Here is an 18886-nt window from a genome sequence, read left to right on the forward strand (position 1 = left end):
GGACCTTAATAAATATTTATCGTCATAAATAACCTCTTTCAACTTTACAAATGTATGTATAAATATTTTATTAATGACTAGTTCCGAAAATTTTAATTAAATTTGTTTGATTATTTTATTGTAACTTTTTAAAATAGAACTAAATAACAATGAAAAATATACTTGGATTGGACTTGGGAACGAACTCGATTGGTTGGGCATTGATAGAGATAGATGATAATGGAACTCCTATAAGAATCATAGCAATGGGTTCGAGAATTATACCAATGTCATCAAACGATAGAGATGAATTTGAAAGAGGTTTGTCTATTACTAAGAATCAAAATAGAACAGTCAGCCGAACTCAAAGAAAAGGCTATGACCGAAAGCAACTGAAAAAAAGCTATCTGAAAGAAATTTTGAATAAGTATAATATTTTTCCATCAGAAGAATTATTAACTCTTCCTACGCTTGATTTGTGGAAACTTAGAAGTGACTCTGCTAATCCAAACGAAAATATTTCAGCGGAGCAATTGGGACGTATTTTATATATGCTCAATCAAAAACGTGGTTACAAATCAGCAAGAAGTGAAGCTAATGCAGACAAAAAAGATACAGATTATGTACAGGCAGTAAAAGGAAGATATGCTCAATTAAAAGATAAAAATCAGACCATTGGACAGTTTTTTTATGATGGACTCTATAATGCAAATGTAAATGATTCTTATTTCAGAATTAAGGAAGAGGTTTATCCACGAGAAGCATATATTGAAGAGTTTGACACAATTATCAATGTGCAAAAAGACAAACACGATTTTCTTACAGAAGAGGTTATCAATCAACTAAGAAATGAGATTATCTATTATCAGAGAAAGCTCAAGTCACAGAAAGGATTAGTCAGTATTTGTGAGTTTGAAGGATTTGAAAAAACTATTTTTGATAAGGAAAAAAATAAAAATAAAGATGTTTTCGTAGGTCCTAAAGTTGCTCCCAAAACCTCTCCATTATTTCAGTTATGTCGTATTTGGGAAGTTGTCAATAATATTTCTTTTAAAATTAAAAATCCTGAGGGAAGCAAATATAAATGGGGTGATAAAATTCCAAATTTGGAAGAGAAAGAAGCTTTGGCAGATTATCTTTTCAAAAATGAAAGCCTAAGCTTTACAAAATTGCTTGAAATTTTATCATTAAATAAAAGTGATGTGTATGTCAATAAGCAGATTCTTAAAGGAATAAAAGGCAATGAAACATATTCGGTTCTTCAAAGTATTTTAGGCGATGATGAACTTTTGAATTTTAATGTTTCAATTATTCCATCGAATCATACTTCAATGTTGGTAGATAAAAAGACCGGAGAAATATTGGAAGAAAGGGCAGGTCTTGAGCTGGATGCTTCTGTGGAACAAGAACCTCTGTATCAGTTGTGGCATACAATATATTCTTTGAAAGATTTGGATGAATGCAAAAATGCTCTCATAAAAAGATTTGGTTTTGATGATGGAATTGCGGAACAATTGTCCAGAATCGATTTCAATAAACAAGCATTCGGAAATAAATCAAATAAATCGATGCGGAAAATCCTACCTTTTTTAATGGAAGGTTATGATTATTCTCAAGCCTGCAGTTTGGCAGGATACAATCACTCTGATTCTTTAACAAAAACAGAAAGAGAAGAGCAACAGACTTTGGAAAAACTAGAACTTCTTCCAAAGAATAGTTTAAGACAACCTATTGTCGAGAAAATATTGAATCAGATGATTAATGTGGTCAATGCAATTATTGAACAATACGGAAAACCTTCTGAAATAAGAATTGAGCTTGCCCGTGAACTTAAACAAAGTAAAGATGAGCGAAACAATGCTGATTTGCAAAACTCCAAAAATAAAAAGCTTAATGACGAAATTGGTAAACGTTTGGCTGAATTGGGATTGCCCGTAACGAAGCGATACATTCAAAAATATAAATTCATTTTTCCGTCACTCAGTAAAAATCTGAAAGATGCTCAGGTTAATAATCAATGTATCTATTGTGGAGACACATTTAATCTGAGTGAGGCTTTAAGTGGTGATGCTTACGATGTTGACCATATTGTTCCAAAGGCATTGTTATTTGATGATTCTCAGACTAATAAAGTTTTGGTTCACAGGAAATGTAATTCCACAAAAACCAATCAAACAGCTTATGATTATATCGCTACAAAAGGAGAAGAACGGGTTCGTGTTTATTCTGAACGTGTAGATGATTGGTTCAAGAGAGGAATTATCTCTTACAGTAAAATGCAAAGGCTTAAAGTTTCACATAAAGAATATATTGAACGGAAGAGCTTACAAAAAGAGACGGAGACAGATAAAAAACTTTGGGAAAACTTCATTGACAGACAATTAAGAGATACTCAATATATTGCTAGGAAATCGAAAGAAATCTTGCAGAAAGTTTGTAATAATGTGACTACAACGGAAGGTGGAGTTACAGCTAAACTTCGCAATGTCTGGGGATGGAATGATGTTTTAATGAATCTGCAAATGCCTAAATATAAAGACTTGGGGCAAACCGTTGTGAAAGAATGGACAAGTGACCACGGCAAAAGGAAACATCAAAAAGAAGAAATAGAAAACTGGACCAAGAGAGATGACCATCGTCACCACGCCATTGATGCTCTGGTAATTGCCTGTACAAAACAAGGGTTTATTCAGCGTATCAATACTTTGAACTCTAGTGAGACTAGAGATGAATTTAAAAAAGAAATTGAGGAGCATAAAAAACGATTAGGCAAATCTTTTAATGAAGATAATTATGAGCATTTGCACAAAGAAAAAGCTACTCTATTAGACGATTATCTATGCTCACAAAAACCATCAATATTCACTACGAAGTATGTGGAACAGGAAGCCGATAAAATTCTTATTTCTTTCAAGGCAGGTAAAAAAGTTGCTACGATAACAAAGTTTAAAGCAACCGGAAAAAATAAAGAACAAGGCGTGATTGTTCCAAGAGGAGCTTTACACGAGCAATCTATTTACGGTAAGATAAAAATCATTGAAAAAGATAAGCCTTTAAAATATTTATTTGAAAATTCAGATAAAATTGTCAATCCAAAAATTAAAAGTTTAGTTGAGGAAAGGCTTAATAAGAATAAAAATGATGCAAAAATAGCTTTGTCGTCTTTAAAGAAAAATCCAATTTTTCTGAATGATGAAAAAACAGAAATCCTAGAGAAATCATCTTGTTATAATGATGCAACTGTCTTGAAATATAAATTACAGAGTTTAAAAGCAAATCAAGCAAATGATATTGTTGATGAAAGAGTTAAATTTTTAGTAAAAGAGAGACTAGCTCAGTTCGGAAATAAGGAAAAAGAAGCCTTCAAGGATACGCTTTGGTTCAATGAGGAAAAACAAATTCCAATAATAACTGTTCGTCTGTTTGCTCGTCCGGATGCTAATAATTTACAGGCAATTAAAACCGATGAAAACGGAAAAGAAATTGGGTTTGTTGTGATGGGCAACAATCATCATATCGCTATTTATGAAGATAAAGACGGTAAGCTTATTCAGCATAGTTGTACATTTTGGCACGCAGTAGAAAGAAAAAAATATAATATTCCTACTGTCATCAATAACTCTTCAGAAGTTTGGAATCAATTATTAGACAGACAACTTCCAGAATCATTTTTAAATAAATTACCTGCTGATAATCTCAATTTAAAATTCAGTATGCAGCAAAATGAAATGTTTATTCTGGGTTTATCACAAGAAGAATTTGACGGAGCTCTGAAAAATAATGACAAATCGTTATTGAGTAAACACTTGTATTTGGTTTGGAGTATTTCAAGCAATGATTACTATTTTAGACATCATTTAGAAACAAAAAATACTGAGCTGAAGAATATTTCAACAGCAAAAGATTCCAAACGATATTTTAGATTTAAAAGTGTCGGTGCATTAGTAGGAATGAATCCAGTGAAAATTAGGCTGAATCATTTAGGAGAGATAACTAAAGTAGGAGAGTTGTAACTATGATCACCCGCTCCATCTACATCGGTAATCCTGCTTACCTCAAACTCAAAGATGAGCAAATGTACATTATGGAACCTTCTTCCAACGAGATGAAAGGGAAGGTTCCTGTAGAAGATTTAGGCTTGCTGATGTTGGACCATTTTCAAATTACAATTTCCCATCAATTGATTCAAAAAATGATGGGAAAGAATGTGGTTGTAGTTAGTTGTGACAGTCATCATTTGCCACACGGAATAATGTTGCCACTTTACGGTCATTCAGAACATTCCGACCGAATAAAAGACCAATTAGAGGCCAGCGAACCTCTCAAAAAGCAACTCTGGAAACAGACCATTGAGTGTAAAATTGAAAACCAGAAAGAAGTTTTAAGAAGATTAGGGAATTATTTTGAACCAATGCTGGATTACCAAAATAACGTTAAAAGTGGCGACATTACCAATATGGAAGGTATTGCAGCACAACATTATTGGAAATATCTCATCAGTTTGGATTTCCTTAGACAGCGCTTTGGAGATTCGCCCAATCAATTCTTCAACTTCGGTTACGCCGTTCTCAGGAGTATTGTGGCGAGGGCGATTGTAGAAACAGGCTTACTTCCGGTGTTGGGAATTTTTCATAAGAATAAATACAATCCTTATTGCCTCGCTGATGATTTGATGGAACCTTACCGACCATTTATAGATTTGTTGGTAATGGATTGGCTAACAAAAAATCCGAATATTGAGGAACTGACAAAAGAATTCAAATCACATATTTTGCAGATTGCAACCAAAGATGTAGTGATAGATAGTAAAACAAGACCATTGTTGGTGGCAGTAAAAATAACTGCTACTTCGCTTTATAAATGCTACAAAGGAGAAAAACGATTGATTTCTTATCCTGAGTTCAAATAAATGAACAGTTTAGACAGTGTACTTTTACATCGTACATAATACAATAGAAAATGAATGCCGAAAGGTTTAACGCTTATCGAATTATGTGGGTCTTAGTATTATACGACTTGCCGACAGAGACCAAAGCCAATATGAAAGATGCCAACCGCTTTCGTAAAGCTTTGATGGATGATGGTTTTGCGCTATTTCAGTTTTCGATGTATATGCGACATTGTCCTAGTCGAGAAAATGCTGAGGTTCATATCAAAAGAGTGAAGTTTATGCTACCAAAATCAGGCAAAGTAGCTATTATGTGCATCACGGATAAGCAATTTGGTGATATAGAAATTTTCTTTGCCAGAAATAAAGAAGAACCACCACCAACTTTCCAACAGCTTGAATTGTTCTAATTTTTGAATCCTAAATGAATAAAAAATCCACTGAAATTCAGTGGATTAACTTTTGAGGTTGTGTTATATCTCAAAGATACTCAAAAATGAAAGCAATTCACAACTGTCAACACAGCAGATGATGCGATTAGCCCGTTGTGTTATATCTCAAAGATACTCAAAAATGAAAGCAATTCACAACGGAATCGCAAGGGTTGAATCAACAACCGCTGTTGTGTTATATCTCAAAGATACTCAAAAATGAAAGCAATTCACAACTATAAACGATAAATCTACCGAAAAACCTATGTTGTGTTATATCTCAAAGATACTCAAAAATGAAAGCAATTCACAACGGATACTGATGAGAGAATGCTTCGTGAAGTGTTGTGTTATATCTCAAAGATACTCAAAAATGAAAGCAATTCACAACATGATAAAGATGTTAGTGAAAAAAATAGATGTTGTGTTATATCTCAAAGATACTCAAAAATGAAAGCAATTCACAACATGAAAAAAAAGAATTCATTCATAAAATTAGTTGTGTTATATCTCAAAGATACTCAAAAATGAAAGCAATTCACAACGGAGTTTTTGGCTTTGTACCTAGATATTCTGTTGTGTTATATCTCAAAGATACTCAAAAATGAAAGCAATTCACAACGTTCATGTGGGTGATAACATAACCCATCATGTTGTGTTATATCTCAAAGATACTCAAAAATGAAAGCAATTCACAACGCCAAAACGCCTACAATGAAAGGGTAACAGGTTGTGTTATATCTCAAAGATACTCAAAAATGAAAGCAATTCACAACACACAACAAAAAACCCACAAATTATATTCAGTTGTGTTATATCTCAAAGATACTCAAAAATGAAAGCAATTCACAACCCTGTACCTGATGAATACATTGCTAATGTAGTTGTGTTATATCTCAAAGATACTCAAAAATGAAAGCAATTCACAACTCCAAAACGCCTACAATGAAAGGGTAACAGGTTGTGTTATATCTCAAAGATACTCAAAAATGAAAGCAATTCACAACACACAACAAAAAACCCACAAATTATATTCAGTTGTGTTATATCTCAAAGATACTCAAAAATGAAAGCAATTCACAACCCTGTACCTGATGAATACATTGCTAATGTAGTTGTGTTATATCTCAAAGATACTCAAAAATGAAAGCAATTCACAACTATTCGGACGATTGGCAAGTTGTGGTCTATGTTGTGTTATATCTCAAAGATACTCAAAAATGAAAGCAATTCACAACAAAGCCGATTATGAAGAATTAAAAAGCAAAGTTGTGTTATATCTCAAAGATACTCAAAAATGAAAGCAATTCACAACAACAAAAATGAATGGGATTCTGCAGATAATGTTGTGTTATATCTCAAAGATACTCAAAAATGAAAGCAATTCACAACGGTACTGAGAATATTTCAATTTGAAATTGTGTTGTGTTATATCTCAAAGATACTCAAAAATGAAAGCAATTCACAACTCGACATATCAGACAAAACATTACAAAGATGTTGTGTTATATCTCAAAGATACTCAAAAATGAAAGCAATTCACAACCTTGTTTTTGCCTTTATTTTCGATGCTATTGTTGTGTTATATCTCAAAGATACTCAAAAATGAAAGCAATTCACAACAGAGAAGAATACAGCACAAGGAAAGTTCCAGTTGTGTTATATCTCAAAGATACTCAAAAATGAAAGCAATTCACTACATAGAAGAATACAGCACAAGGAAAGTTCCAGTTGTGTTATATCTCAAGGATACTCAAAAATGAAAGCAATTCACTACATAGAAGAATACAGCACAAGGAAAGTTCCAGTTGTGTTATATCTCAAGGATACTCAAAAATGAAAGCAATTCACTACATAGAAGAATACAGCACAAGGAAAGTTCCAGTTGTGTTATATCTCAAAGATACTCAAAAATGAAAGCAATTCACAACAATTCTATATTCTTCTGTTTTTTCACCAGAGTTGTGTTATATCTCAAAGATACTCAAAAATGAAAGCAATTCACAACAGTGAAGATCAACATTTAGGTGAAGGTTGGGTTGTGTTATATCTCAAAGATACTCAAAAATGAAAGCAATTCACAACTCACCTAAAATGCAGTAGTCAGAGAATGCAGTTGTGTTATATCTCAAAGATACTCAAAAATGAAAGCAATTCACAACAGAATAAGCACCGGATCATGACTGATCTTTGTTGTGTTATATCTCAAAGATACTCAAAAATGAAAGCAATTCACAACAGTGATAAATGGTTGTCAATTGGAGGAACCGTTGTGTTATATCTCAAAGATACTCAAAAATGAAAGCAATTCACAACGATACAACATATTCATTCGCAATTGTTCTAGTTGTGTTATATCTCAATGATACTCGAAATTGAAAGCAATTCACAACAACACCCATCACTTCATAAGCATGAGTTTTGTTGTGTTATATCTCAAAGATACTCAAAAATGAAAGCAATTCACAACACAAACTCTCTAATGGCTCAAGCACAGCTAGTTGTGTTATATCTCAAAGATACTCGAAAATGAAAGCAATTCACAACAACACCCATCACTTCATAAGCATGAGTTTTGTTGTGTTATATCTCAAAGATACTCAAAAATGAAAGCAATTCACAAGGAAGAATCTATCTTATAGAAAGCAGGTTTGGTTGTGTTATATCTCAAAGATACTCTAAAATGAAAGCAATTCACAACAACACCCATCACTTCATAAGCATGAGTTTTGTTGTGTTATATCTCAAAGATACTCAAAAATGAAAGCAATTCACAACGATGCAACAGATTCATTCGCAATTGTTCTAGTTGTGTTATATCTCAAAGATACTCAAAAATGAAAGCAATTCACAACGAAGAATCTATCTTAAAGAAAGCAGGTTTGGTTGTGTTATATCTCAAAGATACTCAAAAATGAAAGCAATTCACAACACGTTTGTAACCACGTCTATCCCAAAGTCCGTTGTGTTATATCTCAAAGATACTCAAAAATGAAAGCAATTCACAACGCAAAATCATATCAATTATGGTGACATTCTGTTGTGTTATATCTCAAAGATACTCAAAAATGAAAGCAATTCACAACCTAATTTCAAATGATACCGCAGTACTTCAAGTTGTGTTATATCTCAAAGATACTCAAAAATGAAAGCAATTCACAACATTACATCGAAATATGTTGCAGGAAGTATTGTTGTGTTATATCTCAAAGATACTCAAAAATGAAAGCAATTCACAACCTAATTAACAAGATTACTAATCTCGCAAAAGTTGTGTTATATCTCAAAGATACTCAAAAATGAAAGCAATTCACAACGCGTGAAATTTAACTGTGAAAGATCTGTTGGTTGTGTTATATCTCAAAGATACTCAAAAATGAAAGCAATTCAGAACATTAAATCGAAATATGTTGCAGGAAGTTTTGTTGTGTTATATCTAAAAGATACTCAAAAATGAAAGCAATTCAGAACATTAAATCGAAATATGTTGCAGGAAGTTTTGTTGTGTTATATCTAAAAGATACTCAAAAATGAAAGCAATTCACAACGGCTAAATCATCTTGCACTAGAGGACGACAGTTGTGTTATATCTCAAAGATACTCAAAAATGAAAGCAATTCACAACAAAACCGTCAACAATAAGTTTAAGAGATTTGTTGTGTTATATCTCAAAGATACTCAAAAATGAAAGCAATTCACAACTGCTTTTTTAAGTTCCACAAAACCTCTGAAGTTGTGTTATATCTCAAAGATACTCAAAAATGAAAGCAATTCACAACAAGTCTACAGAAGCTCCATATTGAGCACCGGTTGTGTTATATCTCAAAGATACTCAAAAATGAAAGCAATTCACAACCACCATTGGATGACACTCAGAACCCATAACGTTGTGTTATATCTCAAAGATACTCAAAAATGAAAGCAATTCACAACGATATCCGGTTCGAGTCCGGGCTTCTCCACGTTGTGTTATATCTCAAAGATACTCAAAAATGAAAGCAATTCACAACTTATTTGATTCCATATTAATGTTTTATGTAGTTGTGTTATATCTCAAAGATACTCAAAAATGAAAGCAATTCACAACTTGGATATTGAACATTAAAATGGAAAGCGAGTTGTGTTATATCTCAAAGATACTCAAAAATGAAAGCAATTCACATCGCAGCCATCATCTGGAAATAGATTAGGAAAGTTGTGTTATATCTCAAAGATACTCAGAAATGAAAGCAATTCACAACGCAGCCATCTTCTGTAAATATATGAGTAAAGTTGTGTTATATCTCAAAGATACTCAGAAATGAAAGCAATTCACAACGCAGCCATCTTCTGTAAATATATGAGTAAAGTTGTGTTATATCTCAAAGATACTCAAAAATGAAAGCAATTCACAACGCAGCCATCATCTGGAAATAGATGAGGAAAGTTGTGTTATATCTCAAAGATACTCAAAAATGAAAGCAATTCACACCGTCAACAAAAACGGTAATTTGACAATGTATGTTGTGTTATATCTCAAAGATACTCTAAAATGAAAGCAATTCACAACGGAAATGGCGGATTTGCTTATTTATCAGCAGTTGTGTTATATCTCAAAGATACTCTAAAATGAAAGCAATTCACAACGGAAATGGCGGATTTGCTTATTTATCAGCAGTTGTGTTATATCTCAAAGATACTCAAAAATGAAAGCAATTCACAACGTCAACAAAAACGGTAATTTGAAAATGTATGTTGTGTTATATCTCAAAGATACTCAAAAATGAAAGCAATTCACAACGGAAATGGCGGATTTGCTTATTTATCAGCAGTTGTGTTATATCTCAAAGATACTCAAAAATGAAAGCAATTCACAACGCCCTTTTGCTATTGAAAAATCCTTTTTGAGTTGTGTTATATCTCAAAGATACTCAAAAATGAAAGCAATTCACAACTCTGGTGTGCAGTATTACTTGCAATGATTAGTTGTGTTATATCTCAAAGATACTCAAAAGTGAAAATAATTTGTAAGAATAGTAATGGAAAAAAATAAGCGGAAAATATTCTAAAATATTTTCCGCTTATAAGTATCATTCTTAAATCATATTTAAGGAACAATCTTATCATAATAAACAGGCATGTACTTCTCATTATCAGATCCGATAATAATAAATCTGAACTTCTTTGCCGTGTCATTGTTGTAAAAATCGATTTTGGTAGGACTAGCTTCATTTTCTTCAACAAGAGGATTCCAATATAAAACTGAGCGATAGTCATAGCCGATTTTAGATAAATCAGAATTTCCGTAATCAGAATCGGGAAATTTTTCAGACTCATTATAGCCTTCCATTACAAAAAAGTTAATATCAGTCATATTTGATAGGGAATTTCCTTTAGAGACAGGTTGGGTATCACCTCTTTTTGTGTAAATAAGGACACCGCCACTACCACCGCCACTCATACCGATGGCGCCATCTTTGATAATTTTTACCATAGCAATATTATCAGTTGATAAGCCACTAAGCGCACTTGCATCAGTTAGCATTTCATCCAAATAAACATTCGCTTTTGTCTGACGGATATAAGGAGTTGGAACTCCGTTTTCATAATTAATGGTTAATCCGGCTGCACGACCTTGAAGCCATTGAAGTATATTTTGAGAACTTGCGGCTGACTGATTGTCATTCACCAAATCAAAAACAATTTCATTCATACTTCTATAAAGAGAACTACTTAGTTTATTATTAAGATCTTCAGTAAGATTTTTCTTTTTTGCTTTAATCTTAACTTCTTCAATCAAAGTAACTTTTTCGTTGTATTCCTTTTTATATTTTCTTGCTTCAATCGTTCGTGTAATTTCAGGTGATTGTGGAGTTTCAGGAGAAGATTTTTTATCAATAAGGCTAAAATTTTCAATAGAAGGCAATTCTTTTTTTAATGGAATGAAAGTATTTGTAGGACTTACATAAACATTGGTTCTGCTTTTAAGAGAGGCATTGGCTCCATTTACCTGATAAGTAATTTTAATTGGTTTCTCAAAAATCATATTATCAAAAAAGAATTCTCCGTTACTGTCAGTTTCCACCTGAAAAACTTGATTTCCAGATTTATCACCTTCCACAAACATGATGAGATCTTGCTGAGGTGCTGGTTTTGCGTTAACTGTAAGTTTTCCTTTGTAAGAAATATATTTTGAAGGATTATTAATAATTGTTGGATATTTTCCTGAAATAATTTCTTTCCAGTCGAACATTTTCCACTGTTCAGAAATCAATAAAGCATCAAGAGCTTCTGTATTTCTTTTATCGCTAAAATATTGTGCAGGACGGTCAATTTTAGATTTAATAACACTTGTAAGCCATAGAGAACTTAAAAAATTTTCATCTTGCAGTGATTTTTTATCTTCAGGATCGAATACTGCGACAGAAATATTTGAAACACCCTTAGATTTTACATCAAATGAATTGAAACCTCTTTTTTCAGTGCTTAAAGTTTCAGATTTCACTTCAGGAACAGAAATGTTCAGATTTTGAGGCATCACAAAACACATTCTGCTTGTCAAAACATTTTCCTTATCATCAAAAACCGTAATCTGCAAAACACTATTAATTAGCTGATTGGTTGGGATTGACTGAAATGCATCTTTAAGCTGATTAATTTTAGCTTTATAAACTACCTGTTCTCCAATATTGGCAACGACATTATAATAAGGAAGATTTCCACCAGTATTTTGAATTTTATATTTAATATTATCTTTTTCACTAATTACTTGCAGACTGATTCCTGTTTCAGAAACTTTTGGAAGTGCTACAGTATTTTTAACACCGTTATTGTCTGTAATGACAGCTTCGTAAACTTTATCTTTTTGCGGAGTCAGTGTAAAAACGCCAACATTTCCGTCTAATCCTTTGAAGGTAGAAATTTTCTTTTCAGGATCACTTTTTTCAACAACATAGCCTTCCCATTGTGATGGCGGAGTTCCTTTAGAATGAAGTCGTACTGCAATTTTACTTGGAATATTTTGGATGAAAGAATTTCCTTCAGGATGCAAGGTTGCGGACCATGAAGATGTTTTGTCTGCCACCAATTTTTTTGCTGACGAAGGATTGTAAACCGGAATTTGTTTTAAATACTGAAAATCCTCACTCAGATTACTCATCATCGGGGTATAAGCACGGAAAAAATAAACATCTTCATTCAAATCTTCAGGAAGCTGAATACTTCCTTGTGCAAGACCATTAAAAACAGGAAACCTTCTTCTTAAAATCTGTTTTTTATTTCTGTCATATATTTCGATGAAGAAATTTGTTGATAAATCAGAAGTCGAAAAATTTCTGAAAATCATCGCATTAAACCAAACTGTTTCACCAGAAAGATACAGATCTTTATCGGTTAAGATATAAATATGTTCCTGTGAATAATTTTCGTTTAAAGTTTGGAGCGCTTTGTAAGCTGATTGTTGTGAAGAAAATTGGCTATTAAGAGCCAACAAAAAACAGAAAGTAATGATTCTTTTCATTGCCGTACTACATTTAGTATAATGCAAATTAATAAAAAACTGATTACCTGATAAAATAATTGTGAGTTTTTGTGATTTAACAATGACGTTAATTTAAAAAAAATTATAAACAAATATTCATTTTCATAAAATTTCCTTTTAATTATTTAAATTTTAATAATGATAAAATTCTATTTAGTCCTAAAAATACGATGATAAGATGATTTAAATTAATGGTTTATATCTAAATATTAAAGACTTTAAAGTAAACTTCTCATTATGAATTTGTTAATTAATAAATATTGATGATGATTAATTGATTAAAAATCACTAATTTCGCACCCGTAAAAATCATTCATGCAAAACATTAGAAATATTGCGATTATCGCACACGTTGACCACGGTAAAACTACCTTGGTTGATAAGATTATTCATGCTACAAACATTTTCAGAGAAAATCAGGAAAGTGGAGAATTAATAATGGATAATAACGATCTTGAAAGAGAAAGAGGTATTACCATTTTATCTAAGAATATTTCTGTTAACTATAAAGACGTTAAAATTAACGTAATCGACACTCCTGGTCACGCCGATTTCGGTGGTGAAGTAGAGCGTGTTTTGAAAATGGCAGACGGTGTTATCTTGTTGGTAGATGCATTTGAAGGACCAATGCCTCAGACAAGATTCGTATTGCAGAAAGCTTTAGAATTAGGTCTTAGACCTTTGGTTGTTATTAACAAAGTAGACAAACCAAACTGTCGTCCTGAAGAAGTTCATGACAAAGTATTTGATTTGTTCTTTGCACTTGATGCTACAGAAGAGCAATTGGATTTCCCAACATTCTACGGTTCTTCTAAGCAAGGTTGGTTCAACACTTCATTAGAGCAAACAGAAGATATCTTCCCGTTATTGGATGGTATTTTACAATATGTTCCGGAGCCGAAAGTAGAGGAGGGTAACTTACAGATGCAGATTGTTTCTCTAGATTTCTCTTCATTCTTAGGAAGAATTGCGATTGGTAAAGTAATCCGTGGAAGTCTTAAAGAAAGCCAGTGGATTGGTTTAGCACAAGCAGACGGAAAAATAGTAAAAGGAAAAATCAAAGAATTATATGTTTTTGAAGGTCTTGGAAAGAAAAAAGTAACCGAAGTTTTAGCAGGAGATATCTGTGCTGTTGTAGGTTTTGATGCTTTCCAAATTGGAGATTCTTTCGTAGATATCGAAAATCCGGAGCCATTGCCAAGAACTTCAATTGATGAGCCAACGTTAAATATGACGTTCTCAATCAACAATTCACCTTTCTTCGGTAAAGATGGTAAATATGTTACTTCAAACCACCTGAAAGAAAGATTAACAAAAGAATTAGAGAAAAACTTAGCATTAAGAGTTCAACAGACTGATGATGCAAACACGTTCCTGGTTTTCGGTAGAGGTATTCTTCACTTGTCAGTTTTAATTGAAACAATGAGAAGAGAAGGTTACGAAATGACTATCGGACAGCCTCAGGTTATCTTGAGAGAAGATGAAAATGGTCAAAAATTGGAGCCTTACGAATCTTTGGTTGTTGATGTACCAGACGAATTTGCTTCTAGAGTAATCGATTTGGCAACTCAGAGAAAAGGTGATCTTCACATTATGGAAACTAAAGGTGAAATGCAGCACATGGAATTCGAAATTCCTTCAAGAGGTTTGATCGGATTGCGTTCTCAGATGTTAACTGCTACTGCTGGTGAAGCTATTATGGCACACCGTTTCACAGAATACAAGCCTTTCAAAGGTGCTATTCCTGGAAGAAGTAATGGGGTGTTAATCTCCAAAACTCAAGGTCCGGCTACAGAATATTCTATTGCTAAACTTCAGGATAGAGGTAAGTTCTATGTTGATCCGGGCGAGGAAATCTATGCAGGTATGGTTATCGGTGAGCAAAACAAGCCTGGAGATTTAGTTGTAAACATCGTTGAAGCAAAACAGTTGAATAACATGAGAGCTTCAGGTAAAGATAAAGATACTGGTGTTGCACCAAAAATCTTATTCTCTCTTGAAGAATGTATGGAATATATCCAAGCTGATGAAGCAATCGAGGTAACTCCTAACTTCATCCGTATGAGAAAGAAAGTACTTTCTGAAGAAGAAAGAAAAAGAATCGAAAGAGGAGCAAAAGCTTAATCTAAAATTCTTAAAGATAATTAAAGCCTCGATTTTCGGGGCTTTTTTTATGAAAATAAAACATCACTTCTTTATCTTTTTTGTTTTAACTAAATTTTACAGTATAAGACTTTTAATATTATCTTTATATTATTAGTTTTGTCTTTTAACAATTCAGAAATCATTTTCCTTGAATTAAATATGAAAATCACTAAAATAAAATTAGTCTGTATATTAGGTTTGTTCGCTTCATTCACTACTTCGTGTGCGGTAAGAGAAAACACGTCGAAAACTAAACCTGTACAAACAGCGAAAACTTCAAAGAATAGTCTCAAATCTCCAGATTCTAAAAATGTTCCGCCAATTTCAGCAATTCCTGTTGGCGAAGATTTTAAAGTAAATCTTCCTGCAATCAACCGTGAATTCCGTGGAGTTTGGATTGCGAGTGTTGCCAATATCAACTGGCCTTCAAGAAATAATCTTTCTGTAGAGCAGCAAAAAGCAGAAGCAATTAATATGTTGAATATGCTTCAGGAAAATAATTTTAATGCCGTTATTTTTCAGGTACGTCCTTCTGCAGATGCTTTGTACACGAGTGAGTTGGAACCTTGGTCGTATTTTTTAACCGGAAAAACAGGTGAACCACCTTATCCGAATTATGATCCTTTGCAATTTTGGATTGAAGAATCTCACAAGAGAGGTTTGGAGCTTCATGTCTGGTTAAATCCTTACAGAGCGCATCATTCCAACGGTGGAGCGGTTACAAATCAGTCTATGGCGAGTAAACTTTCGGATATTACGATTAAACTAAAAAACGGAATGTATTGGTTTGATCCTGCAGATCCTCGAACTCAAGGACATGTTTCGAATGTTGTGAAAGATATTGTAAAAAGATATGATATTGATGCCGTTCATTTTGACGATTATTTTTATCCTTATGCAACATACAATCGGGGTGCAGATTTTCCAGACCATAAAAGTTGGGCGGTTTATCAAAGTTCGGGCGGAACATTATCAAGGGCTGATTGGAGAAGAGATAATGTAAATAAATTTGTTGAAAGAATTTATAAAGAAATTCACGCAGAAAAAAGTCATGTGAAATTCGGAATTAGTCCTTTTGGAATCTGGAAACCGGGTTATCCTGAAGGAATTGTTGGTTCTTCGCAATATGACGAATTGTTTGCTGATGCTAAATTATGGTTAAATAATGGTTGGGTAGATTATTTTTCACCTCAATTATATTGGCCTATTGAATCTAAAGGGCAACCTTTTGCTTCATTATTAAACTGGTGGAAATCTGAAAATACCATGAATCGCCATCTTTGGCCAGGTTTAAACACAGTTGAAATAAAAACCTCTGACCGACCTACTGAAATTAAAAATCAGGTTGAATTATCAAGACAGATTTTAACGAATGATGCAGGAGAAGTTCATTGGAGTATTGCAGGTTTAACCAAAAACGCAAACATGCTTCCGACTTTGAAAAACGGACCTTATAAAGAAAAGGCTTTAACACCGAAAAGTCCGTGGATAAAAGCAATTCCATTACAAAAGCCTGATCTGTTTGTAAAAGACAACGGATTTTTTGTGCAGGCAAGTTGGAGTGCTAAAAATATTGGAAATGTTTTTCAATGGGTGCTTTTCACTCAGTATAATGGAGTTTGGGAAACCGAGATTTTGACTTTAGATCAATTATCAAAAGAAATTCCTAAACTAAAATCTGAGAAAACTCTTGAAGCAATTGCCATAAAAGCTATTGACCGTTTAGGAAATGAAAGTGATTATATGGCGAAGAAAATTAAATAAAAAGATATTTAAGAATAAAAAAAGACGCAAATTTTGCGTCTTTTTTGTTTATGTAAAATTAAAGATTATCCAATCTCAATACCGTTCTCAACATTGCTATCATCCGGCGTTACAAAAGATAATTTTCCGTCTGGTTTAGTTGTCAACAACAACATTCCCTGAGATTCAATTCCTCTGATTTTCCTTGGAGCAAGATTTAATAAAATCATCACCTGCTTTCCGATTACTTCTTCTGCAGTAAAACTTTCTGCAATCCCTGAAACAACCGTTCTTACGTCAACTCCAGTATCAACAGTTAGTTTTAATAATTTATCAGCTTTTTCTACTTTTTCAGCTTCAATAATCGTTGCTGTTCTCAAGTCGATTTTTGTAAAATCATCAAACTGTATTTCCTCTTTCATTGGGTTAGCGTTAGAATTTGTTTTTTTATTACTTTGTTTTGTATTTTCTAATTTCTGAATCTGAGCTTCAATAACATTGTCTTCAATTTTGGTAAATAATAAAGGAGCTTCTTCAATTTTATGTCCAGTTTCAATCTGAATTTCAGAATTTTGTAATTCTTCCCAATTCTTTTTCTCGATATTAAAATACCCAAATAACTTCTCTGCAGTGAATGGCATAAACGGTTCACATAATTGTGCTACAACAGCTGCAATTTGTGCTCCAACAAACATTGACTGCCCGGCTTCGTTTGGATCATTTTTTATTGTTTTCCAAGGTTCAGCATTTTGAAGATATAAGTTACCATAATCAACAAGTTCCATAAATGAATTCAAAGCGTTTCTGAATTCATATTTCTCTAAATGATAGCTAACTTTCTCTATTCCAGTTTTTATAGCTGTTTTGCTTTCTTCATCTAAAGTACCATTTGGAACTTTTCCTTCAAAATTTTTATTAGTGAAAGAAATTACTCTATTAATAAAGTTTCCAAACTTGTTTACCAATTCAGAATTGTTTTTCGTCTGGAAATCTTTCCACGTAAAGTTATTATCTTTCGTTTCCGGAGCTGAAGAAAGCAATGCATAACGCAGGACATCCTGTTGTCCAGGAAATTCTTCTACATATTCGTGTGCCCAAACTGCCCAGTTTCTTGAAGTTGAAATTTTATCATTTTCAAGATTCAAAAATTCAAAAGCAGGAACGTTTTTCGGCATTTTGTAATCTCCGTGAGCTTTCATCATTGCAGGGAAAATAATACAGTGGAATACAATATTATCCTTTCCGATAAAATGAACCAAATCTGAGTTTTCACTTTGCCAATAATCTTTCCAGTCTTTTCCGTTTTTCTCTGCCCATTCTTTTGTGAAAGAAATGTAACCAATAGGTGCGTCAAACCAAACATACAAAACTTTTCCTTCTGCATTTGGAAGAGGAACAGGAACGCCCCAATTTAAATCTCTGGTCATCGCACGAGGCTTTAAACCATCGGTTAACCACGATTTCACCTGTCCGTAAACGTTCGGTTTCCAGTCGTCTTTATGACCTTCAATAATCCATTTGTTTAGGAAATCTTCATATTCATTTAATGGTAAATACCAGTTTTTTGTTTCTTTTAAGATAGGAACGTTTCCGCTCAACATCGATTTTGGATTGATCAATTCTGATGGAGAAAGGGTAGAACCACATTTCTCACACTGATCTCCGTAAGCGTTTTCATTTCCGCAGTTCGGGCAAGTTCCAACGATATATCGGTCAGCCAAAAATTCATTAGCCTGTTCGTCAAAATATTGCTCAGACATTTCTTCGGTGAACTTTCCTTTTTCATAAAGCACTTTAAAGAAATCCTGACTTGTTTTGCGGTGATTAACCGATGTTGTTCTCGAATATTCATCAAAAGAAATTCCTAAATCCGAAAAAGATTTTTTGATAACTTCGTGATATTTATCAACGATATCTTGTGGTGTAACTCCTTCTTTTTTAGCTCTTATGGTGATAGGAATTCCGTGCTCATCTGATCCACAGATAAAAGCAACATCTTTTCCCGATCTTCTCTGAAATCTAGCGTAAACATCTGCAGGAATGTAAACTCCCGCCAAATGCCCAATATGAACCGGTCCGTTTGCATATGGCAAAGCCGCCGTAATCATCTTTCTGTTTGACATTTATAGTATAGTTTTAAGTCTGCAAAGATAAAGATAATCTGCCAAAATTTCCGAATAA

The 18886-nt window shown here is 33.2% G+C and carries 7 protein-coding genes and 1 CRISPR repeat array; of the genes, 5 read left to right on the forward strand and 2 right to left on the reverse strand.

Going from position 1 to position 18886, the window contains the following annotated elements:
• Positions 1-149: 149 nt before the first annotated feature.
• The 3 genes from cas9 to cas2 are packed head-to-tail and all read left to right on the forward strand — an operon-like array spanning position 150 to position 5277.
• Positions 150-3992, forward strand: coding sequence for a type II CRISPR RNA-guided endonuclease Cas9 (gene cas9, locus OF897_RS11050; RefSeq protein WP_267265744.1), 3843 nt, complete (start codon positions 150-152; stop codon positions 3990-3992).
• Between the two features lie 2 nt (positions 3993-3994).
• Complete coding sequence (cas1, locus tag OF897_RS11055) at positions 3995-4888, forward strand: type II CRISPR-associated endonuclease Cas1 (RefSeq protein WP_267265745.1); 894 nt, start codon at positions 3995-3997, stop codon at positions 4886-4888.
• A gap of 50 nt (positions 4889-4938) precedes the next feature.
• A complete protein-coding gene (cas2, locus tag OF897_RS11060) occupies positions 4939-5277 on the forward strand; it encodes a CRISPR-associated endonuclease Cas2 (RefSeq protein ID WP_267265746.1) in 339 nt (112 codons plus the stop codon).
• Positions 5278-5334: 57 nt separating this feature from the next.
• A CRISPR array of direct repeats spans positions 5335-10309; the repeat unit is 47 nt; unit sequence GTTGTGTTATATCTCAAAGATACTCAAAAATGAAAGCAATTCACAAC.
• A 75-nt stretch (positions 10310-10384) separates the two neighbouring features.
• Here cas2 and OF897_RS11065 read toward each other — a convergent pair.
• Positions 10385-12796, reverse strand: coding sequence for a hypothetical protein (locus OF897_RS11065; protein WP_267265747.1), 2412 nt, complete (start codon positions 12794-12796; stop codon positions 10385-10387).
• Positions 12797-13132: 336 nt separating this feature from the next.
• Between OF897_RS11065 and typA the strand changes: the two genes are divergently transcribed.
• Positions 13133-14941, forward strand: coding sequence for a translational GTPase TypA (gene typA, locus OF897_RS11070; RefSeq protein ID WP_267265748.1), 1809 nt, complete (start codon positions 13133-13135; stop codon positions 14939-14941).
• Positions 14942-15121: 180 nt separating this feature from the next.
• Positions 15122-16726: a glycoside hydrolase family 10 protein gene (locus tag OF897_RS11075; protein WP_267265749.1), complete on the forward strand. Its 1605-nt coding sequence runs from the start codon at positions 15122-15124 to the stop codon at positions 16724-16726.
• Positions 16727-16791: 65 nt separating this feature from the next.
• Here the strand turns inward: OF897_RS11075 and metG are convergent, their stop codons facing one another.
• On the reverse strand, positions 16792-18828 hold the full coding sequence (gene metG, locus OF897_RS11080; RefSeq protein WP_267265750.1) for a methionine--tRNA ligase: 2037 nt from the start codon (positions 18826-18828) through the stop codon (positions 16792-16794).
• Positions 18829-18886 lie beyond the last annotated feature (58 nt).

The sequence above is a fragment of the Chryseobacterium formosum genome (assembly GCF_026460885.1).
GTDB classification, from domain to species: Bacteria; Bacteroidota; Bacteroidia; order Flavobacteriales; family Weeksellaceae; genus Chryseobacterium; species Chryseobacterium formosus.